The sequence below is a fragment of the Polynucleobacter sp. UB-Raua-W9 genome, assembly GCF_018687435.1.
Lineage (GTDB): Bacteria > Pseudomonadota > Gammaproteobacteria > Burkholderiales > Burkholderiaceae > Polynucleobacter.
Genome location: NZ_CP061290.1, coordinates 1679449 through 1702643, shown reverse-complemented (window position 1 = coordinate 1702643; position 23195 = coordinate 1679449). Strand labels below are relative to the sequence as shown.

Below are 23195 nucleotides of genomic sequence, written 5' to 3'. Positions count from 1 at the left end.
TGCAGGCCAGAAAATGAAAATTACTCGAGCTTGGATGAAGAGCGCTTCACCGGCTGACCGTTAATGAATGCAACTGCCTGTGAAAGCATGAAGTCATCTGCACTACCAAGTTCAGGCGGCTTTTTGTTTTTATCTTTTTCTTTCTCTTCAGGAGTTTTCTTCGCATTTTTATCTTCAATGCGCTGTAACTCTTCGAGGCGACGTTGTTCGCGATCTTTAATCAGCTTATCTTCAGCAGATTGCTTATTGCGTAGATGCTTTTCACTATCAATTTCACGAGTAATAAGGACATCGTCTGGATCACCATCTTTGTTTTGATCCACGGGGATATCAGGTTTAACACCAAATGCCTGAATCGATTTTCCGCTTGGCGTGTAGTAGTAGGCGGTTGTGATCTTGAGGGCAGAGTCATTGGTCAGTGGGCGTACAGTCTGAACGGAACCCTTACCAAAGGTTGTCTTACCAATAATGGTTGCGCGTTTGTAGTCTTGTAATGCGCCAGCAACAATCTCAGAAGCGGAGGCTGAATAGGCATTAACCAAGACAACCATTGGTAACTTCTTGAAAATCTCTGGTACACCGGCTAATGGGTCGCCGGGCTCACTTAAGCGATACATGGCTGGCGTGGCATTAAATACTTGTTTAGAGTCAGGCGCCTGACCTTTAGTGGAAACCACCACCACATCCGCAGGCAAAAAAGCTGCAGCCACACCAACCGCGCCTTGCAGAAGGCCGCCACCATTATTCCGGAGGTCAAGAATGATGCCTTTGAGTTTTGGGTCTTGAGTGGCTAAATCGGTTAATTTTTTAGCGAGGTCTGGGACGGTACGCTCTTGGAAACTCGTTACTCGAACCCATGCAATGTCGTTATCCAGAATTTTGGCTTTGACAGACTGCACTTTAATTTCTGCGCGAGTAATAGTGACTGGAAAGCTGCGCTCTTCACTCTTACGATATACGGTTAAGGTAATTTTAGTACCTGGTGTGCCGCGCATGGTACGCACCGCTTTATCCAGCGACATACCGCGTACGGGCTTGTCATCTAAGCGGGTAATGAGGTCGCCTGCCTGTAATCCAGCACGTGCAGCAGGGCTGTCTTCAATCGGATTGAGAACCTTTACAACACCATCTTCGGAGGTGATTTCTATTCCGAGACCAGCAAACTTTCCTGAAGTTGCCTCTTGCATTTCAGCAAAATCTTTTTTGTCGAGAAAGGTTGAGTGCGGGTCAAGGCTGCTAACCATTCCCTTGACAGCATCAGTTAATAGTTGCTTGTCTTCAATCGGTTCAACGTACTCACGCTTGATTTGCGCAAAGACGTTAGAGAGTGTGCGAAGCTCATCAAGTGGCAGTTGCGCACCTTGCTGAGCGGTTGCTGAAAGTTGAATGGTGGCTGCTACCCCAGCAATCAAGCCGACTGTAATGAGAGCGAAATTCTTTAGAAATTGGCGCATGTTTCTTTTTTGACCCTAGTCCAGATAAAAGTGTTGAATGGGTTTGAGATTGTCATCAAGCTCATACACAAGTGGTACGCCATTAGGAACATTCACTTCCATAATGGCTGCGTCAGACATTTGGTCCAAGTATTTAATTAAAGAGCGGATGCTATTGCCATGCGCAACTAAGAGTACACGTTTTCCAGCTTTAAGAGCTGGTGCAATCGACTCATTCCATAGAGGTAGCACGCGCTCTACATTGTCTTTGAGACACTCCCCTAAAGGAATGTCCGAAGTATTTAGTTTTGAATAGCGCTGGTCATTTATAGGATTGCGCTCATCACTAGGCTCTAGTAATGGCGGGCGAACATCATAAGAGCGGCGCCAGATATGAACTTGTTCGTCACCATACTTAGTCGCAGTCTCTGCTTTATTGAGACCTGTGAGCGCACCGTAATGGCGCTCATTCAACCTCCAGCTATGAACAACAGGAAGCCACATTAAATCCATAGCGTCTTGAACATGCCAAAGAGTGCGAATGGCGCGTCTTAAAACTGAGGTGTAGGCCACATCAAACTCATAGCCTGCTTTTTTAAGGCTTTCACCGGCTGCTAGGGCTTGTTCTGCGCCTTTTGGGGTCAAGTCAACATCTGCCCAGCCAGTGAAGCGATTTTCAAGGTTCCAGGCGGATTCGCCATGACGAATAAGGACAAGTTGTTTCATAGAGCCATTCTATAATCCGGTGATGAACTTTCTCACTCAAATTGATAATTTAGCGCTTATTGCCCTGCTTTTAGTTTCGGGCGCCGCGCTCTTCCTACCCTCATTATCTACGCTTATTGGCGGAAAGGGCTTGTCGCCTACCGAAGCTACGATTTGGATTAATCGTCGAAAGGCCTATGTTTTGGACTTGCGCCCTGAAGAGGCTTATAAGGCAGGCCGACTCCCTGGGGCCAAATTCATTAGTACATCCGAGATCTCGGCTGCGATTGAGAAGCTCAAGTTAGACCGCAAGCTTCCGGTAGTTCTGGTTTGCGAAACCGGGGCCTATTCTCGTAAGGCTATTGCCGAGGTTCAAAAGTTAGGGTTCGCTGAGGTTGGAGCTCTTGAGGGTGGCGTCCATGCTTGGAAACAGGCATCCCTTCCCTTGGTTAAGTAATGTCTATGCCCCCAGTAACCATGTACAGCACCCAAGTTTGTCCATATTGCGTAATGGCTGAAAAGCTATTGCTCAAAAAAGGCGTGAGTAATTTAGAAAAGATTTTGATTGATCGTGATCCTGCGCAGCGTGAGCTCATGATGACCCGCACTGGTCGCCGCACTGTTCCGCAAATTTATATTGGTGACACTCATGTTGGTGGATACGATGATCTTGTGGCTTTAGATCGTGCAGGTAAGCTCGATCCCTTATTGGTTTAATGTATTAATTCGTCAAGAAAGATAGCAATGACTGAACAATCTACCGCACCTCAAGCAGGGGCTGATAACTCAAATGAACCTGGATTTCGGATTCAGCGCATTTATCTTAAAGATCTTTCATTGGAACAGCCTAATGCGCCACAAATTTTATTGGTTGCTGCAGAGCCTCAAGTAGAAGTAGAGGTTGATATTGCTGTTAGCCCATTAAGCGAGAGCATTTTTGAGGTGGCGATTATCTCTACCGTTACTGCCAAAGTAGACTCAAAAGTGCTGTTCTTAGTTGAGGCTAAGCAAGCTGGCATTTTTGAATTCAGTAACATTCCACCGCAACAGCTTGATCCGATGCTGGGTATTGCCTGCCCAACCATTTTGTACCCATACCTTCGTTCAAATATTGCCGACATCATTAGTCGCGCCGGCTTCCAGCCCATTCATCTGAATGAGATTAATTTCCATGGCATGTATGAGCACCGCCTCATGCAAGCTCAACAGGCAGCTGGCACAGAGAGTGGCGCCACTGATGAGAGCAAAATTATTCTTCCCCACTAGCTCTAAACAAGGGGCTCTTAGATCATGAAAGTGACCCTGATTGGTGCTGGAGCTTGGGGAACGGCGATGGCTGCACAAGCGGCGCGCCACCTCAATAATGGAGATGTTTGCTTGTGGTCTCGCAGCAAAGATCAACTGGCAGATATTGAGAGGAGCGGCGAGAACCGCTCCTATCTGCCTAACATTCAGTTGTCCAAAAACATTGCATTAGAGAGCAATCTCTCTGTCGCTATTCAAAGACTTTCTCCTGATGATCTATTGGTGATTGCAACGCCAATGTCCGGGCTTTCAGAAACAATTGCTCAAGTATTAAAAATTGCTGAGCATCCTCTCAATATTATTTGGTTATGTAAAGGTTTGGAGCCAACTACAGCATTGTTGCCGCATCAAGTGGTTGAGCGTGAGGATCAGTTACATAACCATGGCATTTGCCATTCTTATGGCGCATTATCTGGACCCAGCTTTGCATCAGAGGTCGGCGCCGGGATGCCATGTGCCTTAACAATTGCCAGCACTTCCGCTGATTTGTGTGTTGTAGCGCAAGCTGCGTTTCATCATGGCAATATGCGCGTTTATTCAAGTGATGATTTGGTGGGTGTGGAGTTAGGTGGCGCGATTAAAAATGTTTTAGCAATTGCCGCTGGTATTGGCGATGGCTTGGATTTGGGTTTAAATGCTCGGGCTGCTGTTCTTACGCGCGGTTTGGCTGAGATGATGCGCTTAGTGAAGGCAGCCGGTGGTAGACCAGAAACCTGTATGGGCCTCACGGGAGTTGGCGACCTCATATTGACGGCAACAGGAGATCTTTCTCGTAATCGACGCGTAGGTCTCGAACTTGCCTCCGGTAAATCATTAAAAGAGATTTTGTCTGGCCTAGGCCATGTTGCTGAAGGGGTCCTTTGCGCTGCTGCAGTAGGAGATTTGGCGAAGCGCCTGGGTGTTGAGATGCCAATTACTACAATGATGGGTGAAGTGCTTGCTGGCAGACTTTCACCACCAGAAGCACTCAAGAAGCTAATGGGCCGGGACCCAAAAATAGAGGCTTAGTTCGCCCCGGCCAAGCTTTCATTTGCCGCCTGCCAGACCATTTTGGCGCCAGGCCTCATACACCACAATCGCTACCGTATTAGATAAGTTCAAACTACGACTACTATCTTGCATTGCCAGGCGCATTTGATTATTTTCTGGGATGGAGTTACGCACTTCGTCAGTAATACCTTTGGTCTCGGAGCCAAACACAAAGTAATCGTGAGGGGTGTATTTGCCTTCATGAAACCTTCCACTTCCTTTTGTTGTTAAAGCAAATAGGTGTTTTGGGTCCGGTTGTTCATCTTTAAGAAATTGCGCCCAATTGGCGTGAACCTTTACTTTCGCGAACTCATGATAGTCGAGCCCTGCTCTGCGCAGTTTGGCATCTTCCATTGGAAATCCTAGGGGCTCAATCAAATGCAGCGTAGCTCCGGTATTGGCGCATAGTCTAATGATGTTGCCGGTATTTGGTGGGATTTCAGGCTCGAATAAAACAATATTAAACATGTGGCGCTCTTGCTGTTCTGAGTAAAACCCAGTTGGTGACGTGTGATGCACCATTGTCCTTCAGAACGCGTGCGATTTCATTAAGAGTGGCTCCACTGGTCATCACATCATCAAAAACAATGACGTTTTCACCCTGTAAAAGCGGCATAAAGTTGTCATCAAGATAAAACATGTCTCGTATTGCTAGGCGTCTGGCAGAAAGCCCACCTCCTGCTTGTTTAATTTCATGATGATGGCGCTTTAGTGCGCGAGGTAATTTCTGGATACTTGGATTGCAATGAATTCTGCGCGCAATCTCCCAGCTTTGATTAAAACCCCGTGAGGATAATTTCTGTGTACTCAGGGGTACGGGCAGTAGAAAACTTGCATTGCTATTTTCTAACTGCTTCGGAAGCAGTTGATTCCACACATTTGCTAGTCCATGGGCATGAGCAAGACGTTTCTGATACTTCAGTTGATGGATTGCATTTTGTAGTGCACCTTCATAGCGATCTAGGCAATAAGTTTTATCAAAATAAGGTGGATTAATTTTGCATTGTTTACAGCGCTGCTCTTTAAGCTCTGGCATTTTTAGGGTGATGCCACACTGAAAGCAACATTCAAAATTGAGTAAGCCATCCGTCCTTAAGGATTGCAAACATTGTGCGCAAATTGAGTTCAGTTGATGGCGCTCACAGACGATGCAGGCGCTTGGCAGAACTTGCTGGCTAATAGATTGAAAAATCTTCTCTAGAAAACGCATGGGGCGCTGAGTATACTGAGTCAATGACCCAGCCGATCAGATGGTTACAAGACGAAATTGCAGACCGCATGTTGCAAAAACTCGATGTCGTCAAACTCGATGTCAAGGATGTTCTTATCGTTCCGGATTTTCCTGGAAAGCATTTAGCTTCTTTTGCAAAACGCTATCCCAATGCAAATATTCATAGTCTGTCTGAAGAGGGAATTTCTGGTTTTGACATGTGGCGCTCAAAAGCTTTATCTAATTGGCGCTCTTTGTTTAATAGGAATGCGGAACCCATAGCTAGTTACCTAGCAAATGATAAATTTAATCTTCCAGACAATTCTGTTGATTTGGTGTTCAGTGATCTCTTGTTGCAAGACTTGCCTGATCCACGACATTTTTTGCAAGAGTGTTGGCGTATTTTGCGAGAGGGCGGCTTAATCGCTTTTAGCTATTTAGGGCCTGATACCGGAAACGAATTGCGCGCTCTTGAGCTGGGCGTACTGAAGTTAAAAAATTTATTGAGTCCTTGGGATATGCACGATATGGGGGATGCTCTTCTCGGAGAGCGTTTTTCGGATCCTGTAATGGATATGGAATTTATAAGCCTTGATTACCAGTCTGATGCGCTATTAATGGCTGATGCAGGTGCATTGAAATTGCTACAAATGCCAGCAATTGAACAGTTCAAAAGCGGAGTTTTGCCGCAAAAAATGACATTAGAGGTGGTGTATGGACACGCTTGGGTGATAGGAAAACATCTTACGAAAGCACGGGACAACATCGCCTATATTGATATAAATCAAATTGGGCGCAAGACTAGGTCAGATTCTGCTTAAGTGTGAGTGCTTACTATCATTTTAACCATTGCCAAGATTGGATTAGCTTGGGTTAGGTCGGTTTGTTGTTGAGCTCAATTAACCCTATAATTACCGCTGGATGTATTGGCTTTAGACCGCTTTTTGGGCATTTTGTGGCGTTTTTAGCCACTTTGCTCGCGACAATAAACAGAGAATAAGATGAATTTATTTGGAAAAGTCATTAGGGCTTCGCTCTATTTAGTAGCAGCCTTTGGCACTGCTTTTGCACAGGCATCTGAAAATATGCCGGGTGGCCCAGCTGTTAATCAGTTAAATTTTGCTGCACCTGCAACCAAAATCATGCAAGAGATCCACTGGTTGCATTGGATGATGTTGGCGATCTGTGCGTTGATTTTTATCGGAGTATTTGGGGTGATGTTCTATTCCATCTTGAAACACCGCAAATCATTGGGTCATAAATCAGCCTCTTTCCACGAGAGCACAACCGTTGAAATCATTTGGACAGTCATTCCTTTGCTCATCGTTATTGGCATGGCATTGCCTGCAACAAAAACTGTTGTGGCAATGAAAGATACAACCAATTCAGATGTCACCATTAAGACCACTGGTTATCAGTGGAAATGGGGTTACGACTACATCAAAGGCGAAGGCGAAGGCATTAGTTTCTTATCCACCTTAGCTACATCACGTGAAGCAATTAACAACTTGGCACCTAAGTCAGATACCTATTTGATGGAAGTGGATAACGAAATGGTTGTGCCAGTGGGCAAAAAAATTCGTTTGATCACAACTGCAAATGACGTGATTCATGCGTGGACTATTCCAGCCTTTGGTGTAAAGCAAGACGCGATCCCAGGCTTTGTTCGTGATACTTGGTTTAGAGCTGAGAAAATTGGTACATTCCGCGGCCAGTGTTCTGAGTTGTGTGGTGCAGAGCATGCCTTCATGCCTATCGTTGTAAAAGTAGTTTCACAAGAGGACTACACGGCTTGGGTTGCTCAGAAGAAAAAAGAAATGGGTGCTGGCGGCGATGACCCTTCCAAGGTTTACACCTTAGATGAGCAAAAAGAACGTGGTGCAAAAGTGTATGCAGCGAATTGTGCTGCATGTCACCAGCCAAATGGTAAGGGTGCGGGCGCATTCCCAGCGCTAGACGGTAGCAAAGTGGTGAATGGACCAAAGGAAGGTCAATACAACATTCTGCTCAACGGTAAAAATGCAATGCCTAAATGGGCTGGCGTAATTTCTGATGGCGATATCGCCGCCGTTATTACCTACACCCGTAACTCATGGGGTAATAAGACGGGTGAGGTAATTCAGACCCAACAAATTATTACCGCACGTGGCGGCAAGTAATCCAAATTAACTAATACAGATAAAACGAAACCGGAGTAATTCATGAGCACAGTCTCTACTACCCACGATCACGCACACGACCACGCGCATGATGATCACACGCCACACGGATGGCGTCGTTGGTTGTTTGCAACAAACCACAAAGACATCGGCACGATGTATCTGATCTTCTCATTTGTTAGCTTACTGGCTGGTGGTGTAATGGCCATGGGAATTCGTTTGGAGTTATTCCAACCAGGCCTGCAGTTTTTCCGCCCGGAGTTCTTTAATCAGCTAACAACCATGCATGGCTTGGTAATGGTATTTGGTGCGATCATGCCGGCATTCGTTGGCTTTGCTAACTGGATGGTGCCTTTGCAAATTGGCGCGTCTGATATGGCGTTTGCCCGTATGAATAACTTCAGCTTCTGGATTTTGCCGGTGGCTGCAACCTTGTTGTTGAGCTCATTCCTAGTTCCAGGTGGCGCTCCAGCAGGTGGTTGGACCATCTATGCGCCTTTGACCTCACAGATGGGTCCTGGTATGGACATGGCTATTTTTGCCCTCCACTTATTGGGTGCTTCTTCCATTATGGGTTCGATCAATATCATCGTGACCATTTTGAATATGCGTGCCCCTGGCATGACTTTGATGAAGATGCCAATGTTCTGCTGGACTTGGTTGATCACTGCTTACTTGTTGATAGCTGTAATGCCTGTATTGGCTGGCGCTATCACCATGGTATTGACTGACCGCCATTTTGGCACTTCATTCTTCTCTGCTGTTGGCGGTGGTGACCCAGTCATGTTCCAGCATATCTTCTGGTTCTTTGGGCACCCAGAGGTTTACATCATGATTCTTCCTGCCTTTGGAATCGTCAGTGAAATCGTTCCAGCATTCTCCAGAAAAACATTGTTTGGCTACAGTTCTATGGTTTATGCAACATCGTCTATTGCGATCTTGTCATTCATTGTTTGGGCTCACCACATGTTTGCAACAGGCATGCCAGTCACTGGTCAGCTGTTCTTTATGTATGCAACGATGTTGATTGCTGTTCCAACTGGTGTGAAAATTTTCAACTGGGTTGCAACGATGTGGAAAGGTTCGATGACCTTTGAAACTCCAATGTTGTGGGCTATTGGCTTCATTTTCGTATTTACGATGGGTGGCTTTACAGGGTTGATCTTGGCAATGGCGCCAATTGATATTGGTTTGCAAGATACCTATTACGTAGTTGCTCACTTCCACTATGTGTTGGTAGCAGGTTCATTGTTTGCAATGTTTGCTGGCTTCTACTACTGGTGTCCTAAGTGGACAGGTCGTATGGCCAGTGAAACGCGTGGCAAGATCCACTTCTGGGCTTCCATGATTTTCTTTAATATCACCTTCTTCCCAATGCACTTCTTGGGCCTCGCTGGTATGCCACGTCGTTATGCAGACTACCCTACTCAGTTTGCTGACTTCAATTCTATTGCCTCGATTGGAGCGCTAGGTTTTGGTTTAGCGCAGGTGTACTTCTTGTTCTGCGTAGCATTGCCTGCGTATCGTGGTTATGGTGAGAAGGCTCCGGCCAAGCCTTGGGATGGTGCTAAGGGTTTAGAGTGGACTGTGCCTTCACCAGCGCCACACCATACCTTTGAAACACCTCCTAGTGCAGAGCAGTTGCGTGAAGCAGGAATTTAATACGTCTTCCAAACAAGCCCTAGCTGCGAATAATCGTCGCCTAGGGCTAATTCTTTTGAGCATTGCCGCAGTCTTCTTTGTCGGCATTGTGATGAAGTGGAGCGTTTTGGGTTAATCCCACTTTGCCAATATGACAGCTACTTATTCTGCTAACCGCCAAATCTTATTGAAGCTGCTGATTGCTTCAGTCATGATGTTTGGTTTTGGTTATGCCTTGGTTCCGATGTACAAGGCCTTGTGTGAGGTCACTGGCATTAACGTAGTAACTAGTAAAAATGATTATGGTGTCAGAGCCTTTAGTCCAAATAAGGTTGGCAATACCCAGGTTAACTATGCGCGCACTGTAACCATTGAGTTTGATTCCAATAGTCGTGGACCATTTACATTCAAGCCTGTGAAGAACTTCTTGGAGGTTCATCCCGGTGAAATGACTGAAATTGTGTATGAAGTGACCAATAATCTCGGTCGTGTAGTGCGGGCTCAGGCAATACCGAGCTACGCCCCTAAAAGTGCAACAGAGTTTTTTACTAAATTAGAGTGTTTTTGTTTTCAGGAACAAACGCTAGCAGCAAATGAAACAAAGAAGATGCCAGTAGTGTTTGTGATTGATGCGGGCTTACCCGATGACGTTAAGACAATCACTTTGTCATATACCTTCTTTGAGTTAGGACTAGGCGGTACGCCGCCTGCCCCTAAGTCGAAGGTAGTTTCATGAAGAAAAAAAGCAGTTTTATGCAGTCTATGAAAGCCGTGATGTGGGGTTTCTTGGGAGTGCGTAAAAAAGCAGGTTTGCAGGAAGATGTAGCGTCACTAAGTTTTGTACACATTATCATTGCAGGTGTTGTTGGCGCCCTCATTTTTATGGGTGTTCTGCTCTTGATAGTGAAAGCAGTTGTGTCCAATTAATTATTTTTTGATTGAATAGAGAGAATAAGATGTCATCCAATTCAACCCCATACTATTACGTCCCTGGACTATCTAGACATCCCGCTATGGCAGCTATTGGCTTAATCGCTTTTGGCTTTGGCATGTCTGGATGGGTAAATCACACCTCTTGGGGTGGCGCCTTAAGCTTGGTTGGTGTCGCATGGATTCTGTTCGTGCTCTATAACTGGTTTGGCGACACGATCGCCGAGTCGAATTCTGGTAAGAATGGCGTCAACGTTGATATTTCTTATCGCTGGTCGATGGCTTGGTTCATTTTCTCTGAGATCATGTTCTTTGCCGCATTCTTTTCTGCGCTCTTCTATGCACGCAATATTGCGATGCCTTGGATGGGTGATGTTGAGAGCAAATTACTTTGGCCTAACTTCCAGGCTGTTTGGCCTAACGATGGCCCCGCTGGTTTGGTTGAGAAATTTACCACCATGGGTCCTTGGCCAATTCCAACTGTGAATACTTTGCTGCTGTTGAGTTCTGGCGTGACGATTACTATCGCCCACCATGCATTGGTTGAGAACCACATGAAGAAAGCCATTATTGGCTTGGCGGCAACAGTTGGCTTGGGCTTCATCTTTTTGTGCTTCCAGGGCTATGAGTACTACCATGCCTACCATGAGCTCAATCTGAAATTGACCTCTGGTATCTACGGCTCAACCTTCTTCATGTTGACTGGTTTCCACGGTTTCCACGTATTTCTTGGCGGCACCATGTTGGCAATTGTTTTGCGTCGTATGATTCGTGGCGATTTCACTGCTAAACATCACTTTGCCTTCGAGGGTGCTGCTTGGTACTGGCACTTTGTTGACGTTGTCTGGCTTGGTCTGTACATCGCTGTCTATTGGATGTAACTGGGATAAAAAAATCGGGGCGCTAAGCCCCGATTGATTTTTAGGCGTTCTATTTTTAAGTGGCTAGTTTAGTTTGTGCCTACTTTGATGCCGGTAGATTCAATCAGACCAAAGTAATGGGCTAGCAGAATCCCGATGAATAGTGCGAGCGATAGACCGATGCGCAGCATGAGCGAGTGAACCATTCTGGAGCTATTACCCCTATCTTTCATCATGTAATAGAGAGCTGACCCTAAGCTAGCAACAATCATTAGTAGGACAATCGGAATAATCCACTTCATCTTAAATCCTTCACTTGAATAATCTTTTTACAGCCCTCATTGCTAAGCGCATAGTTGCTACTTTATCAGCCTTGCTGGTCATTGCAATTGGCTGTGCTGCTGGTATTTGGCAGTTGAGTAGGGCTGAGGGCAAGATTGCCTTGGCCGCTAATTTATTAGCTAGGCAACAGATGCCAATTTTGAGTGCAAATGCGGGCCCTTTGACTTTAGAAGAAGCAAGCGAGCGTCGCATGATTGCTCGTGGTCAATATATCCCACGTGCGGCTATTTGGTTGGACAACCGACCAAGACCAATCCCTTCTGTTGGGGGCAATTCCTCGCAGTCTGGTTTTTACCTTTTGATGCCTTTGCAGCTTCAGGGGCGCGATGAGATTCTTTGGGTAAATCGGGGTTGGGCTCCGCGTAACAATGAGAATCGTGAGTCTTTGCCTCCGATTAAAACGCCATCTAATCTAGTCAATATTGAAGGTATTGTCTTTGCCCATCCGGGTAGGGTTTATGCCTTAGGCGAAAGCAAGGCTGCCATCGATACTGGCAAGCCCCGAATTGAGCAGAATTTTGATTTGGTGGGTGAGGGCAAATTGCGCGGTTGGGCTCAGAGCCCTTTTATTTTGCGAGAGGTTGATACTGGTATCGATGATGGCCTATTGCGCGAGTGGGCTCCCCTGACGACCGGAGTCGATCGCCATTATGCTTATGCATTCCAGTGGTTTGCATTAGCGCTTGTTGGCTTCTTATTTTGGTTGATTACTGGCCTGCGGCAATATAGGTGGCGGGGTTTGAATGGGGATCAAGAGTGAGTGATAAAGAATTATTAATTCCAGCTTCACAGATAGACGCATCCGCTATTAATGCGCGCACTCGTCGTGGTCGCATTCAGATGCTGTTGTTATTGCTTGCTTGTGCCTCTCCGGTTATAGCTTCATATTTTGCCTATTACGTTATTAAACCTGAAGGTGGAAAAACAAACTTTGGCACTTTGGTCTACCCAGCTCAAGAATTGAATGCGATGTGGCTTAATGTTCCGCTGCAAGGTAAATGGACTCTTTTGATTGCGCGCCCTGCCGGTGAATGCCAAATCAAAGATGAAAAATGTATTGAAGCGCTCTTTCTCATGCGTCAGGTGAGGATTGCAATGGGTAGAGAGAGTAAGCGTGTTCAACTCGTCTGGATCAATACCGATGGAAAGCCTGTTGATCCTGAAGTTGCCAAGGCTTATGACGAGCAGGCTGCTGGATTTAAGGTTATAGGGCTTCCAGGAGATCCTAAGATAAAGGCCGAGTTTGAATCTTGGTTAAATAAAGAGGGTTCAGGGCAGCAAATTCAGTTGATTGATCCAAGTCCGGCGAAGATGATGTATTTCCCAGTTACCAATTCGCCGAAAGAATTTGCCGGCATCAAAAAGGATTTAGAAAAACTCTTGAAGTTAAATCACAAGGGTGAGAATTTGTAATGCCTACTTTTGTTTTGTTCTTGGAGTTGGCTACTATTGCGATCATATTTGCAGGACTTCCCTTGGCTTATCTTTGGACGAGGCCAGGCTATAGCTTTTTCCAAAAACTCAATTGGGTATTAGTCTTTATGACGTTTGATCTGATTGTGTTTGGCGCATTTACCCGTTTAACCGATTCAGGGCTGGGTTGCCCTGATTGGCCGGGATGCTATGGGGTCTCCAATCCCTTTCATGCACTTGGCGAGATTCAGTTGGCCGAGACCGCTTTGCCTACTGGCCCTGTCACCGTAATAAAGGCCTGGATCGAAATGATTCATCGCTATTTAGCAATGACAGTAGGCGCCTTAATTTTGGTTCAGGTAGCCCTCGCTTTTGGCAAGGTAAAGTCTTTGGGAAAATTCCCTTTGCTGGGTAGTTTGGGTCTACTCTTGTTGGTATGTGTTCAGGGGGCTTTTGGTGCATGGACCGTGACCCTCAAATTACAGCCCATCATCGTGACAATTCATTTGATGTTGGCTTTGCTTTTATTGGCCTGCTTAACTACTTATGCACAGCAAGCTTGGGAGCAGAGCACTTCTGCTGTCCTTACTCTGCGCATACGCCCTTTACCAGCCCAGCTTCTCTGCATTGCTTTTGTAGTTCTGACCATCCAAATCTTTTTAGGCGCTTGGGTCAGTACTAATTATGCAGTATTGGCCTGCCCGGATTTCCCTACTTGCCTTGGAAGTGTCTGGCCAGAAACTCATTGGAGGGAGGGCTTCACCCTGTGGCGTCAATTAGGTCTTAATGCGCAAGGTGAATTTATTTCTCCAGTAGCTTTACAGACAATTCATTGGGCACATCGCTTATTTGCTATTTTGGTTTTGATTGTCTTGGGTGCGTTGGGCTGGAAAGCTCTGCAATTGGCAAACCCGGTGTTATCAGAACTGAAGCGCTTTGCAAAACTTTTAATCGCATTGCTTCTGCTACAAATCCTTACCGGAATATCCAACGTCGTATTTCAGTGGCCATTATTTGCTGCTTTATTGCACACCGCGGGTTCTGCCGCTTTAGTATTTTGTTTAGTCAGGATGAGTTATTGGGCGTCTTGGGCCCCATCCCCTTCAAAGAAGATGGCAAAGCGATGAACACACCTAAAACCTCTGCGCCTGTCGCAATGCCACGTTGGCGTCAGTACTGGGTTTTAACAAAACCCAGGGTGACTCAGCTTGCCGTTTTTTGTGCAGTGATTGGCATGTTCTTGGCGACGCCAGGTATGGTTCCTTATCCCGTTCTATTCGGTGGAATTATTGGTATCTGGTTATTGGCGGGCGCCGCATTTGCTGTGAACTGTTTAATTGAGCAAGCCGTAGATGCAAAGATGAAGCGTACCTCTTGGCGCCCCTCAGCCACTGGCGAGGTGACACCATTTCATATTATTGTTTTCTCTATCATTCTCGGTTCGCTCGGAATGGTCATTCTATGGAACTTTTGCAACCCCCTCACTATGTGGCTGACTTTAGCAACCTTTGTGGGATATGCTGTGATTTACACCTGGCTACTAAAGCCAGCAACGCCACAAAATATTGTGATTGGCGGCCTCTCTGGAGCAATGCCTCCAGCGCTAGGCTGGGCTGCGGTAACTAATACGCTATCTGCCGAAGCCTGGCTTTTGGTCTTAATTATTTTTGTTTGGACGCCCCCACACTTCTGGGCCTTAGCCCTATATCGTCGTGACGACTATGTGCAATCTGGATTGCCAATGTTGCCAGTGACACACGGTGAGCGTTTTACCCTGCTCAATATCCTCTTGTATACCCTGATATTGATTGCGGCAACTATGCTGCCTTATATTTATGGCATGAGCGGCATGGTGTATCTAGTTTCCGCAATTATTCTTGGCTTCATGTTCTTGGGCTATGCGATTGCTTTATTTATTTCTTATAGCGATGAGCTGGCTAAGAAAACTTTCCGCTTTTCAATTACCTATTTGTCTTTGCTCTTTGCAGCGTTGCTCATAGATCACTACTTCCTCTGAGATGAATATTACTTTTTTGCGTAACTGCTGTTTTGCTGCTTTTCTAATTGCATTAACCGCTTGCAGCCCAAAGCCAGAGTTTAAAAACATCGATATTACTGGTAGCACTGCCTTTGGTAAGGACTTTAGTTTGGTAGATCCAGATGGTAGAGAAAGAACGCTCGCAGACTTTAAGGGCAAGGTCGTGGTGATGTTCTTTGGCTATACACAGTGCCCAGATGTTTGCCCAACCACCCTCACTGAAATGCAGCAAGTCATGACCCTATTGGGGTCTCAATCGGATAAAGTGCAAGTGCTTTTTGTGACCGTTGATCCTGAGCGAGATACCGCTGCCATTTTGAAGCAGTATGTGCCAGCTTTTGATTCTCGTTTCTTGGGTTTACGTCCAGCCGATGAGGCTGCTTTAGAAAAAGTCGCCAAGGACTTCAAGATTTATTACAAGAAGGTTCCGGGAATTAGTCCGGGCTCCTACACAATAGATCATACGGCCGGCAGCTATGCATTTGACCCAGAGGGGCGCTTGCGTCTCTACATCAAGCATGCTCAAGGCCCTGAGACCTTGGCGCATGACTTGAAAGAGCTTTTAAAATAATTGTGTTTGGTATGGCTGAAGAAGCTTAGGCTGCTTCAGCTTGCAACATGCCGCGCATCTTTTTGAGGGCTGCCGTCTCAATTTGACGAACACGCTCTGCTGAGATGCCGTATTCAGCGGCGAGGTCATGCAATGTCTTCGTGCCGTTACCATCTGCATCCATTGCTAACCAACGTGACTGCACAATATTACGACTGCGCTCATCTAGAGCCATCAAGGCTTGATCTAGCTTGGGGCCTTGTAGTGCGTCAGTCTCATTGCTGGCAATTCGCTCCGTAGGCTCTTGGCTATTATCGGCAAGCCATTGAATCGGGGCATAGGCCGCATCTTCATCAGTGTCATCGCCTTCCAGAGCAACATCTCCGCCGGCAAGACGCATTTCCATTTCTTTAACGTCTGAACCTTTAACATCAAGTGCTTTAGCTAAAGCTTCTACTTCGCCCGGAGTAAGCGCGCTCAAAGTTGGTTTATTACTACGTAAGTTGAAGAACAACTTGCGTTGTGCTTTAGTCGTTGCCATTTTAACTAAGCGCCAGTTCTTGAGAATGTACTCATGAATCTCTGCCTTAATCCAATGAATTGCGTATGACACTAAGCGTGCACCATTATTTGGGTCGTAACGCTTAACGGCTTTCATCAAACCAATATTGCCTTCTTGAATCAAGTCGGCATGCGGAATGCCATAACCGAGATATTGACGAGCAACAGAAACAACGAGGCGTAAATGCGAAAGCACTAATGTCTTAGCGGCATCGACATTTTCAGTGCGGCGAAATTCCTGCGCAAGATGCAGCTCTTCTGCAGCGCTCAGCATGGGTACGCGATTCACGTACGCAATATAAGAATCAAGAGTGCCAACCCCAAGGGATGGCAGCATCGGAAATGCAGACGCCGCTGCAGCCTGCGCTACAGGCAGCCTTTGCATATTCGGTTTGTCAGATTTCTTTTGAACCATTTTTTAAAAAGATGTGGTGTTAATAAAGCTCTATTTTAGCACTCCTGTCAAGAGAGTGCTAATGGTTTTTAATAACTATAAGTCACTGATTTAATTGAATAATTCAGATGAATATCGCTTAGCTGTGAATGGCGCTAAATCATCAATTCCCTCGCCCTTGCCTAGGGCCAATATGGCTGGCTTTCCTCCTTCTTGGAGGGTATGTGCCAGGGCGCAGATAACGCCACCCTTAGCAGTGCCATCTAGCTTCGTAACGATGATTCCAGTAAGACCAAGGGCCGCATGGAAGGCCTTTACTTGACTCAAGCCGTTTTGACCAGTATTGCCATCCAGTATTAGCAGGGTATGGTGTGGTGCGCCAGGAAGGGCTTTGCCGATCACACGCTTTACCTTCTTGAGTTCTTCCATGAGGTGGTCTTGAGTGGCAAGGCGACCAGCAGTATCAATAATCAGGATATCGTTTTTACGAGAGATTGCTGAGTGGATGGCGTCATGAGCAACTGCAGCGGCATCACCGCCTTCCTGAGTAATGACGTCTACCTGATTGCGACTACCCCATTCTTGTAATTGATTCCGGGCAGCAGCTCTAAATGTATCTCCTGCAGCCAAGAGAACAGATTTTCCTTGAGATTGAAAGAGCTTACAAAGTTTGCCAATAGTGGTGGTCTTGCCAGCTCCATTGACTCCCACAACTAGCCATATCTCCGGGATATTGGCTTTGATAGATTCAAAAAGAGGGTTTGGGGAGGGCTCTAATGCTTTTAGTAGGGTGCTTACTTCTTCAATGAGAAGCGTTTGTAGCTCTTCAGGACTAGAAGCTTTTTCTGATTTAGCAGCTTTGCGAAGCTTACCTATCAATTGCTCAGTCGTAGGTAGGCCCACATCACTTTGAATTAGTGATTCTTCCAAAGTATCAAACCAAGCTTCATCTGTTTTGCTTGACTTGAAAAGGGATCCGAGGGTTTTACGTAAGCCGAACATAATCGATACAATTTAAACCTTGCATCTTATCAATTTAATTCTTGGGATATGGTGATTTAGCAGATGCGTAGCAATTTACTCCGAATTTCCTTTTTAATTTTACTGTTTACCCAAATGTCTTGGGCTGCCAGTAGTGATTCTGCGGATACTCATGAATTCACTCTCAATAATGGATTAAAGCTGATTATTCGCGAGGATCATCGGGCACCTACAGTCGCCCATATGGTTTGGTATCGCGCAGGCTCGATGGATGAGGTGAACGGCCGCACCGGAGTTGCACACGTACTGGAACATATGATGTTCAAGGGAACTCATCAAGTGAAGGCCGGAGAATTCTCTCGATTAGTGGCTGCTGTTGGGGGGCGCGAGAATGCATTTACTTCCCGTGATTACACAGCGTATTTTCAGCAAGTTGAAAAATCCAAGCTAAATGAAGTTATTAGGCTTGAAGCAGATCGCATGTCTAATCTTAACTTTGACGACGCAGAATTCTTAAAAGAAATTCAGGTAGTGATGGAAGAGCGCCGCCTGCGTACTGAAGATAATCCGAGCAGCCTCTTAAATGAATCCCTCATGGCAACTGCCTATATGAGTTCGCCTTATCGTCATCCGGTTATAGGCTGGATGAATGATCTACAAAACATGAAAGCTGCCGATGCACGCGATTGGTATCGTAGTTGGTATGCCCCCAATAATGCAACCGTTGTCATCAGCGGCGATGTGGATCCTAGGCAAATTTTGGCAGTAGTTGAAAAGTATTACGGTGCCATTGCTACGCATGATTTGCCGGTACGTAAGCCGCAAATTGAGCCGCCCCAAAAAGGGGTTAAACAATCACAGGTGAAAGCTCCAGCTGATAGCGCTCAATTATCTATGGCCTGGAAGGTCCCACGCCTGGAGCCCGGTAAGCTTGATGATCCTGAGCCTTATGCTCTTGAACTTCTAACCGCTGTGCTCGATGGTTATGACAATGCACGTCTCAATAGAAAACTGGTTAAGCAAGAAAAAGTCATAAATGATGTTGGGGTTTCTTATGACATGATTTCTCGGGGGCCGGAATTATTTCTCATTAGCGCCTCTATGGCAAAAGGAAGAACTGTTGCCCAGGCTCAAGCAAGTATTCATAAAGCATTAGATGAGTTAAAGCAAAAAGGAATTTTAGAGTCGGAACTTAAACGTATCAAAGTAAGAATTCTTTCCGATCAAATTTATAAGCGGGACTCTATTTTTGGTCAGGCAATGGAAATTGGTACCACCGAGATGGCAGGATTTTCTTGGCGAGATATTGATTACATATTAGAGAAGATGCAATCGATTACTCCAGAGCAGGTACAGGCGGTTGCTAAAAAATATTTAGTGGATGAAGGCCTAACGATTGCCGTACTCGATCCTCAAACCCGTAAATCTGAAGTTAGCAAGGGGGATAGATAATGAATTCCCTCAAAAAAAGCATTGCAGTTTTCTTCTTGGCATTTGGCTGCTTTGGTGTGGCCCACGCAATTTTACCGATTGAAAAGCTTGATAGCTTTAAGGGTGCTAAAGGGTTTTTAGTTCAAACTAAGACGCTACCGATGGTCGATATTGAGATCAGTACCGATGCTGGCGATCGCTATGACCCGGTTGGCAAGAGTGGCTTGGCAGATATGGTGGCGGGTCTGATGAATTATGGAGTAAAGGGCGATCAAGGTTTGTTGAGTGAAGCTCAGATTGCCGATGAGATTGCTGATTTGGGTGCCAATATTGGTTTATCAGTTAGTGGCGAGCGTGCGATCTTACGTATACGTAGCTTAAGTAGAAAGGATTTACGAGAGCGGGCGGTGAAATTAGCCGCGGCAATGTTGAGTTCCCCTACTTACGATGTAAAAATTCTTCAGCGAGAAAAGCAAAGGACGATTACCAGTTTGCTCGAAGCAGAAACCAAGCCAGAGTTTGTCTTAGAGCGGCGTTTTACGAAGTCGGTATATGGTGATTACCCACTTGGGAACACGCCAACGGTTAAAACAATTGCTGCGGTAAGTGCTAATGATTTAATGCAGTTTCATAAACAGTTTTACCGTAGTGATCGCATGATTGTAAGTATTGTGGGTGATGTCGATCGAGTGCAGGCAAATGAAATCATGCAGACTCTATTGCAAAAGATTCCACAATCTGGAGCTCCAATTGCCAAGTTGCCAGAGTTGCAGCGTTCCCCAGTAGAGCCCTTAGCACAGCGTGAGATTCAGATTCCCTTTGATTCACAGCAAGCACATATTGCGATGGGAATGACAGCAGTCACTCGCAGCAACCCAGATTACTTTCCTCTTTTGGTCGGTAATTACGTATTAGGCGGTGGTGGTTTTGTGTCTCGCTTGATGACTGAGGTGCGCGAGAAACGCGGGCTTGCTTACAGTGTCTTTAGTTATTTTGCCCCTGGCAAAGACACTGGTATTTTTCAGGCCGGCCTCCAGACTAAGGGTGATCAGGCTACGACAGCACTTGAGGTAATGAATTCAACCATTGCCAGATTTATTGCTGATGGACCAACTCCCTCCGAGCTCATTGCAGCTAAATCTAACTTGGTAAATGGCTATCCATTGCGAATTGATAATAATCGTAAATTATTGGATAACGTTTCATCAATTGCCTGGAATAATTTACCGCTCGACACGATGGAGATTTGGACCAAGCAAGTGGAAGCAGTTACTTTGGAGCAAGTGACTGCTGCTTTCCAAAAATATCTAGCGATGGATCGCATGAGGATTGTGGTCTTGGGAGCGCAAAATAAATAAGTCTGCAAAAGCTTTAAGGACAGAGCCGCCCAAGAAAGTGCGCATCATTGGTGGCGTGTGGAGAAGTCGTTTACTAACTGTTTTGGATTTGCCTGGTTTGCGCCCGACCACGGATCGGATTCGAGAAACCCTATTTAATTGGCTTGGTCAGGATTTAACAGATTTGTCTTGCTTAGATTTATTTGCTGGTACTGGTGCATTGGGTTTTGAGGCGGCTTCCCGGGGTGCTGATGTAGTAGTGCTGTTAGAAAAAGATAAAAAAGCCCATGCAAGCCTCATGAGTAATTTTTCTGCGCTGCAATCATCTCCAGTGACCGGTAAAGTAGAAATTCTGCAAAGGGATAGTTTGGAGTTTTTAAAGCAACAGGCCGATCGCTCCTGTAATTTGATTTTTATCGACCCCCCTTTTCAAGATTCGAGCTTATTGGATCGGACTGTGATGGAGGCAGGCCGGATTTGTGATGATGCTCGTGGGGGTGGCATTTATGTCGAATTTCCCTCCAATCGTCCCATAGAGGAGATAGAGGCCCTATTACCAGACTGGCATTGTGGAAAATACTTAGAGGCGGATCAGGTAAAAGCCTGTCTATTTCGGGGTGGAAGAGGCTAAACTCTTGCCTGTAGCTGATAAAGCCTTAGGAGCATTATGACTGTCGCTGTATACCCAGGAACATTTGATCCCTTTACTCGTGGGCACGAGGATTTGGTGCGTCGCGCATCCAGTATCTTTGATACGTTGATTGTCGGTGTTGCCTCAAGTCGTAGCAAGCACCCTTTCTTTTCATTAGAAGAGCGCCTCGATATTGCCACGGAAGTGCTTAGTCATTATTCCAATGTGAGGGTGGTTGGATTTGATGGCCTGTTAAAAGATTTTGCTCGTGAGCACAATGCTCGTGTGATTGTTCGAGGCTTGCGTGCGGTTTCTGATTTTGAATATGAATTTCAGATGGCCGGCATGAATCGCTATCTCTTGCCCGATGTTGAAACTCTCTTCTTAACGCCCTCTGATCAGTACCAGTTTATCTCGGGTACTTTTGTGCGTGAAATTGCATCTATGGGTGGTGATGTTAGCAAATTTGTTTTCCCATCTGTTGAAAAGTGGTTGGTTGAAAAAATGGCACGCAATAGCCAGATTAAAAAGTAAGCCCAGTAAGCATATATGGCCTTAATGATTACGGATGAGTGCATCAACTGTGATGTGTGTGAGCCTGAGTGCCCCAACGATGCAATTTATATGGGGCTTGAGATTTACGAGATCAATCCTGATAAATGCACAGAATGTGTTGGCCATTACGATGCACCTCAGTGTCGTCAGGTCTGCCCAGTAGACTGCATTCCTTTTAATCCACAACACACAGAGTCTCAAGAGCAGTTAATGGCGAAATTCAAGCTACTGACTGCAAGTAAAAAAGCAAACGCCACTTAGCCTTTGGAGTGCAGTTCCAGCATGGCAGTTTGAGTATCGCCTTTCATAAATAGCGGCAAGATTTGAAGGCTATTTTCAATGCTGGCATCAATCAGTTTTTGTTCTGCTGCTTGTGGTCTGCGCAATACATAATCTGCGACATCCATTGCGCGGCCATCGCCAGCTGTATCTCGAGGATGGCCAATGCCTAGGCGAAGACGCCAGTAGTCTGGCGTACTGAGGTGGGCTTGAATATCTTTTAGTCCATTATGGCCACCAGTACCACCACCTAATTTAATGCGTGCAGTTCCAGGCTTTAAATCGAGCTCGTCTTGTACAACCAAAATATCTGCAGGGCTGATCTTATGAAAGCGGCACAGTGCACCCACTGCTTGACCGCTGAGATTCATATAAGTGCTTGGCTTCAGTAGAAAAAGATCTTCAGCCTCCCATTTTGCTTTTGCTACTTTTCCATGAAAACGTTTTTCAGGCTCAAAGCGGATATTGAATTGTTTTGCCAGGGCATCAACAAACCAGAAGCCAGCGTTATGCCGATCTTCTTCGTGTTCGTCACCAGGGTTGCCAAGGCCAACAATTAATTTAGTCATGGTGGGAGTTTAAGGTCTAAGAAGCTTTTCTACAAAAAGGAAAAAAGAAAGCCCGCTTGCGCGGGCCTTCTTGATGCAAAGAATGCAGCTTAAGTGAATTAAGCCTTATCTTTACCAGCGTCAGATGCAGGAGCGGCAGCAGGAGCTGCGGCAGCAGGAGCAGCCTCTTCAGTCTCAGTAGATTTAACGGCTGGAATACGTGCGTTTGCAAGTACTGGGTTTTCTTGTTCAACATGCAACACCAAGCTAACCCCTTTTGGCAAAGTCAGATCTTTAGCGTGAATTGAATGACCTACTTCGATTTTGCTCAAGTCAACTTCGATGAACTCTGGTAAGTCTGCTGGTAAGCAAGAAATTTCGAGGTCATTGAGAATATGACTAACAACGGCACCTTGCAATTTCACGGCAGCTGAGGTGTCAGCATTAGTGAAGTGCAATGGAACGCGCATATGAACTTTTTCACTAGCTGATACGCGTTGGAAGTCGATGTGCAATACCAATGGCTTGAATGGATGCATTTGGTAATCACGTAACAACACCTTTTGTGCTGCCCCGCCGATTTCCAAATCTAGAATGGATGAGTGAAATGCTTCCTTGCGGAGAGCATGAAACAGTGCGTTATGGTCTAACTCAATAACAGCCACTGGATCTTTACCACCGTAAACGATTCCCGGAGTTTTCCCGGAATTGCGCAGACGGCGGCTCGCACCCGTTCCCTGTACGCTTCTTTCAAAGGCAACTACTTTCATATTAAATTCCCTAGTTAAGGTTAATTTCCGTTCGCGACCAAACAGAAAAGCCTTCGATTATATCTTGGGATAGGGGGTTTTTGCCTACAGATG

General features: G+C 45.8%; 30 protein-coding genes. 21 read left to right on the top strand and 9 right to left on the bottom strand.

Annotated elements, in window-relative coordinates:
* Window positions 1-20: 20 nt before the first annotated feature.
* A complete protein-coding gene (locus AOC07_RS08680; protein ID WP_215293276.1) occupies window positions 21-1454 on the bottom strand; it encodes a S41 family peptidase in 1434 nt (477 codons plus the stop codon).
* Between the two features lie 15 nt (window positions 1455-1469).
* Window positions 1470-2159: a 2,3-diphosphoglycerate-dependent phosphoglycerate mutase gene (gene gpmA, locus AOC07_RS08675; RefSeq protein ID WP_215293274.1), complete on the bottom strand. Its 690-nt coding sequence runs from the start codon at window positions 2157-2159 to the stop codon at window positions 1470-1472.
* 22 nt (window positions 2160-2181) lie between these two features.
* On the opposite strand from gpmA, the gene AOC07_RS08670 reads away from it, so the two are divergent.
* Genes AOC07_RS08670 through AOC07_RS08655 form a run of 4 tightly spaced genes read left to right on the top strand, consistent with a single transcriptional unit; the run spans window position 2182 to window position 4451 of the window.
* Entirely contained in the window at window positions 2182-2595 is a 414-nt protein-coding gene (locus AOC07_RS08670; protein WP_215293272.1) for a rhodanese-like domain-containing protein, read from the top strand.
* A gap of 5 nt (window positions 2596-2600) precedes the next feature.
* On the top strand, window positions 2601-2855 hold the full coding sequence (grxC, locus tag AOC07_RS08665) for a glutaredoxin 3 (RefSeq protein WP_215358543.1): 255 nt from the start codon (window positions 2601-2603) through the stop codon (window positions 2853-2855).
* Between the two features lie 27 nt (window positions 2856-2882).
* Complete coding sequence (gene secB / locus AOC07_RS08660) at window positions 2883-3404, top strand: protein-export chaperone SecB (RefSeq protein WP_215357542.1); 522 nt, start codon at window positions 2883-2885, stop codon at window positions 3402-3404.
* Window positions 3405-3428: 24 nt separating this feature from the next.
* Window positions 3429-4451 (top strand): NAD(P)H-dependent glycerol-3-phosphate dehydrogenase, encoded by a 1023-nt coding sequence (locus AOC07_RS08655; protein ID WP_215357541.1) that lies wholly within the window; start codon window positions 3429-3431, stop codon window positions 4449-4451.
* An 18-nt stretch (window positions 4452-4469) separates the two neighbouring features.
* On the opposite strand, the gene trmL is transcribed toward AOC07_RS08655, so the two are convergent.
* Together trmL and AOC07_RS08645 are read right to left on the bottom strand one after the other, a co-directional pair.
* Window positions 4470-4940, bottom strand: coding sequence for a tRNA (uridine(34)/cytosine(34)/5-carboxymethylaminomethyluridine(34)-2'-O)-methyltransferase TrmL (gene trmL / locus AOC07_RS08650; protein WP_215357540.1), 471 nt, complete (start codon window positions 4938-4940; stop codon window positions 4470-4472).
* Window positions 4933-5682, bottom strand: coding sequence for a ComF family protein (locus AOC07_RS08645; protein ID WP_215357539.1), 750 nt, complete (start codon window positions 5680-5682; stop codon window positions 4933-4935). Before AOC07_RS08645 ends, trmL begins: the two co-directional genes overlap by 8 nt.
* A 23-nt stretch (window positions 5683-5705) precedes the next feature.
* On the opposite strand from AOC07_RS08645, the gene AOC07_RS08640 reads away from it, so the two are divergent.
* From AOC07_RS08640 to AOC07_RS08610, 7 genes are all read left to right on the top strand, one after another.
* Complete coding sequence (locus AOC07_RS08640) at window positions 5706-6503, top strand: methyltransferase domain-containing protein (protein ID WP_215357538.1); 798 nt, start codon at window positions 5706-5708, stop codon at window positions 6501-6503.
* A 180-nt stretch (window positions 6504-6683) separates the two neighbouring features.
* Window positions 6684-7841, top strand: coding sequence for a cytochrome c oxidase subunit II (gene coxB / locus AOC07_RS08635; RefSeq protein ID WP_215357537.1), 1158 nt, complete (start codon window positions 6684-6686; stop codon window positions 7839-7841).
* 42 nt (window positions 7842-7883) lie between these two features.
* Window positions 7884-9503 (top strand): cytochrome c oxidase subunit I, encoded by a 1620-nt coding sequence (gene ctaD, locus AOC07_RS08630; protein ID WP_215293261.1) that lies wholly within the window; start codon window positions 7884-7886, stop codon window positions 9501-9503.
* The gene (locus tag AOC07_RS08625; protein ID WP_215293259.1) at window positions 9487-9618 is read left to right on the top strand and encodes a cytochrome oxidase small assembly protein; all 132 of its coding nucleotides are present in this window, start codon (window positions 9487-9489) and stop codon (window positions 9616-9618) included. The genes ctaD and AOC07_RS08625 overlap by 17 nt, the downstream gene beginning before the upstream one ends.
* Window positions 9619-9633: 15 nt before the next feature.
* Complete coding sequence (locus AOC07_RS08620; protein WP_215293257.1) at window positions 9634-10218, top strand: cytochrome c oxidase assembly protein; 585 nt, start codon at window positions 9634-9636, stop codon at window positions 10216-10218.
* Window positions 10215-10409, top strand: a complete 195-nt coding sequence (locus tag AOC07_RS08615) for a DUF2970 domain-containing protein (protein ID WP_215293255.1) — start codon at window positions 10215-10217, stop codon at window positions 10407-10409. Before AOC07_RS08620 ends, AOC07_RS08615 begins: the two co-directional genes overlap by 4 nt.
* 29 nt (window positions 10410-10438) lie before the next feature.
* Entirely contained in the window at window positions 10439-11293 is an 855-nt protein-coding gene (locus AOC07_RS08610) for a cytochrome c oxidase subunit 3 (RefSeq protein WP_215293253.1), read from the top strand.
* A gap of 68 nt (window positions 11294-11361) precedes the next feature.
* Here the strand turns inward: AOC07_RS08610 and AOC07_RS08605 are convergent, their stop codons facing one another.
* Window positions 11362-11574 carry a twin transmembrane helix small protein gene (locus tag AOC07_RS08605; RefSeq protein WP_215293251.1) on the bottom strand — a complete coding sequence of 71 codons (213 nt, stop codon included), beginning with the start codon at window positions 11572-11574 and terminating at the stop codon, window positions 11362-11364.
* Window positions 11575-11588: 14 nt separating this feature from the next.
* Here AOC07_RS08605 and AOC07_RS08600 point away from each other — a divergent pair, with 14 nt between their 5' ends.
* The 5 genes from AOC07_RS08600 to AOC07_RS08580 are packed head-to-tail and all read left to right on the top strand — an operon-like array spanning window position 11589 to window position 15636.
* Complete coding sequence (locus tag AOC07_RS08600) at window positions 11589-12374, top strand: SURF1 family protein (protein WP_251371671.1); 786 nt, start codon at window positions 11589-11591, stop codon at window positions 12372-12374.
* Window positions 12371-13027 carry a hypothetical protein gene (locus AOC07_RS08595; RefSeq protein WP_215293249.1) on the top strand — a complete coding sequence of 219 codons (657 nt, stop codon included), beginning with the start codon at window positions 12371-12373 and terminating at the stop codon, window positions 13025-13027. The genes AOC07_RS08600 and AOC07_RS08595 overlap by 4 nt, the downstream gene beginning before the upstream one ends.
* Window positions 13027-14154 carry a heme A synthase gene (locus AOC07_RS08590; protein ID WP_215293247.1) on the top strand — a complete coding sequence of 376 codons (1128 nt, stop codon included), beginning with the start codon at window positions 13027-13029 and terminating at the stop codon, window positions 14152-14154. Before AOC07_RS08595 ends, AOC07_RS08590 begins: the two co-directional genes overlap by 1 nt.
* Window positions 14151-15044 (top strand): heme o synthase, encoded by an 894-nt coding sequence (gene cyoE / locus AOC07_RS08585; RefSeq protein ID WP_215293245.1) that lies wholly within the window; start codon window positions 14151-14153, stop codon window positions 15042-15044. The genes AOC07_RS08590 and cyoE overlap by 4 nt, the downstream gene beginning before the upstream one ends.
* A 1-nt stretch (window position 15045) precedes the next feature.
* Window positions 15046-15636 carry an SCO family protein gene (locus AOC07_RS08580; protein ID WP_215293243.1) on the top strand — a complete coding sequence of 197 codons (591 nt, stop codon included), beginning with the start codon at window positions 15046-15048 and terminating at the stop codon, window positions 15634-15636.
* 25 nt (window positions 15637-15661) lie between these two features.
* On the opposite strand, the gene rpoH is transcribed toward AOC07_RS08580, so the two are convergent.
* Together rpoH and ftsY are read right to left on the bottom strand one after the other, a co-directional pair.
* The gene (gene rpoH, locus AOC07_RS08575) at window positions 15662-16591 is read right to left on the bottom strand and encodes an RNA polymerase sigma factor RpoH (RefSeq protein ID WP_215293241.1); all 930 of its coding nucleotides are present in this window, start codon (window positions 16589-16591) and stop codon (window positions 15662-15664) included.
* Window positions 16592-16681: 90 nt separating this feature from the next.
* A complete protein-coding gene (gene ftsY, locus AOC07_RS08570) occupies window positions 16682-17572 on the bottom strand; it encodes a signal recognition particle-docking protein FtsY (RefSeq protein WP_215293240.1) in 891 nt (296 codons plus the stop codon).
* A gap of 63 nt (window positions 17573-17635) precedes the next feature.
* On the opposite strand from ftsY, the gene AOC07_RS08565 reads away from it, so the two are divergent.
* The 5 genes from AOC07_RS08565 to AOC07_RS08545 are packed head-to-tail and all read left to right on the top strand — an operon-like array spanning window position 17636 to window position 21766.
* Window positions 17636-19003, top strand: a complete 1368-nt coding sequence (locus AOC07_RS08565; protein WP_215357536.1) for a pitrilysin family protein — start codon at window positions 17636-17638, stop codon at window positions 19001-19003.
* On the top strand, window positions 19003-20340 hold the full coding sequence (locus AOC07_RS08560) for a pitrilysin family protein (protein WP_215357535.1): 1338 nt from the start codon (window positions 19003-19005) through the stop codon (window positions 20338-20340). Before AOC07_RS08565 ends, AOC07_RS08560 begins: the two co-directional genes overlap by 1 nt.
* Window positions 20312-20950 carry a 16S rRNA (guanine(966)-N(2))-methyltransferase RsmD gene (gene rsmD / locus AOC07_RS08555; protein ID WP_251371670.1) on the top strand — a complete coding sequence of 213 codons (639 nt, stop codon included), beginning with the start codon at window positions 20312-20314 and terminating at the stop codon, window positions 20948-20950. The genes AOC07_RS08560 and rsmD overlap by 29 nt, the downstream gene beginning before the upstream one ends.
* A 36-nt stretch (window positions 20951-20986) precedes the next feature.
* Window positions 20987-21484 (top strand): pantetheine-phosphate adenylyltransferase, encoded by a 498-nt coding sequence (gene coaD, locus AOC07_RS08550; protein ID WP_215293235.1) that lies wholly within the window; start codon window positions 20987-20989, stop codon window positions 21482-21484.
* A 15-nt stretch (window positions 21485-21499) separates the two neighbouring features.
* On the top strand, window positions 21500-21766 hold the full coding sequence (locus AOC07_RS08545; protein ID WP_215293233.1) for a YfhL family 4Fe-4S dicluster ferredoxin: 267 nt from the start codon (window positions 21500-21502) through the stop codon (window positions 21764-21766).
* Here AOC07_RS08545 and pth read toward each other — a convergent pair.
* Window positions 21763-22353, bottom strand: coding sequence for an aminoacyl-tRNA hydrolase (gene pth, locus AOC07_RS08540; protein WP_215357534.1), 591 nt, complete (start codon window positions 22351-22353; stop codon window positions 21763-21765). The genes AOC07_RS08545 and pth overlap by 4 nt on opposite strands.
* Before the next feature lie 98 nt (window positions 22354-22451).
* Complete coding sequence (locus AOC07_RS08535) at window positions 22452-23102, bottom strand: 50S ribosomal protein L25/general stress protein Ctc (protein ID WP_215357533.1); 651 nt, start codon at window positions 23100-23102, stop codon at window positions 22452-22454.
* Between the last annotated feature and the right edge of the window lie 93 nt (window positions 23103-23195).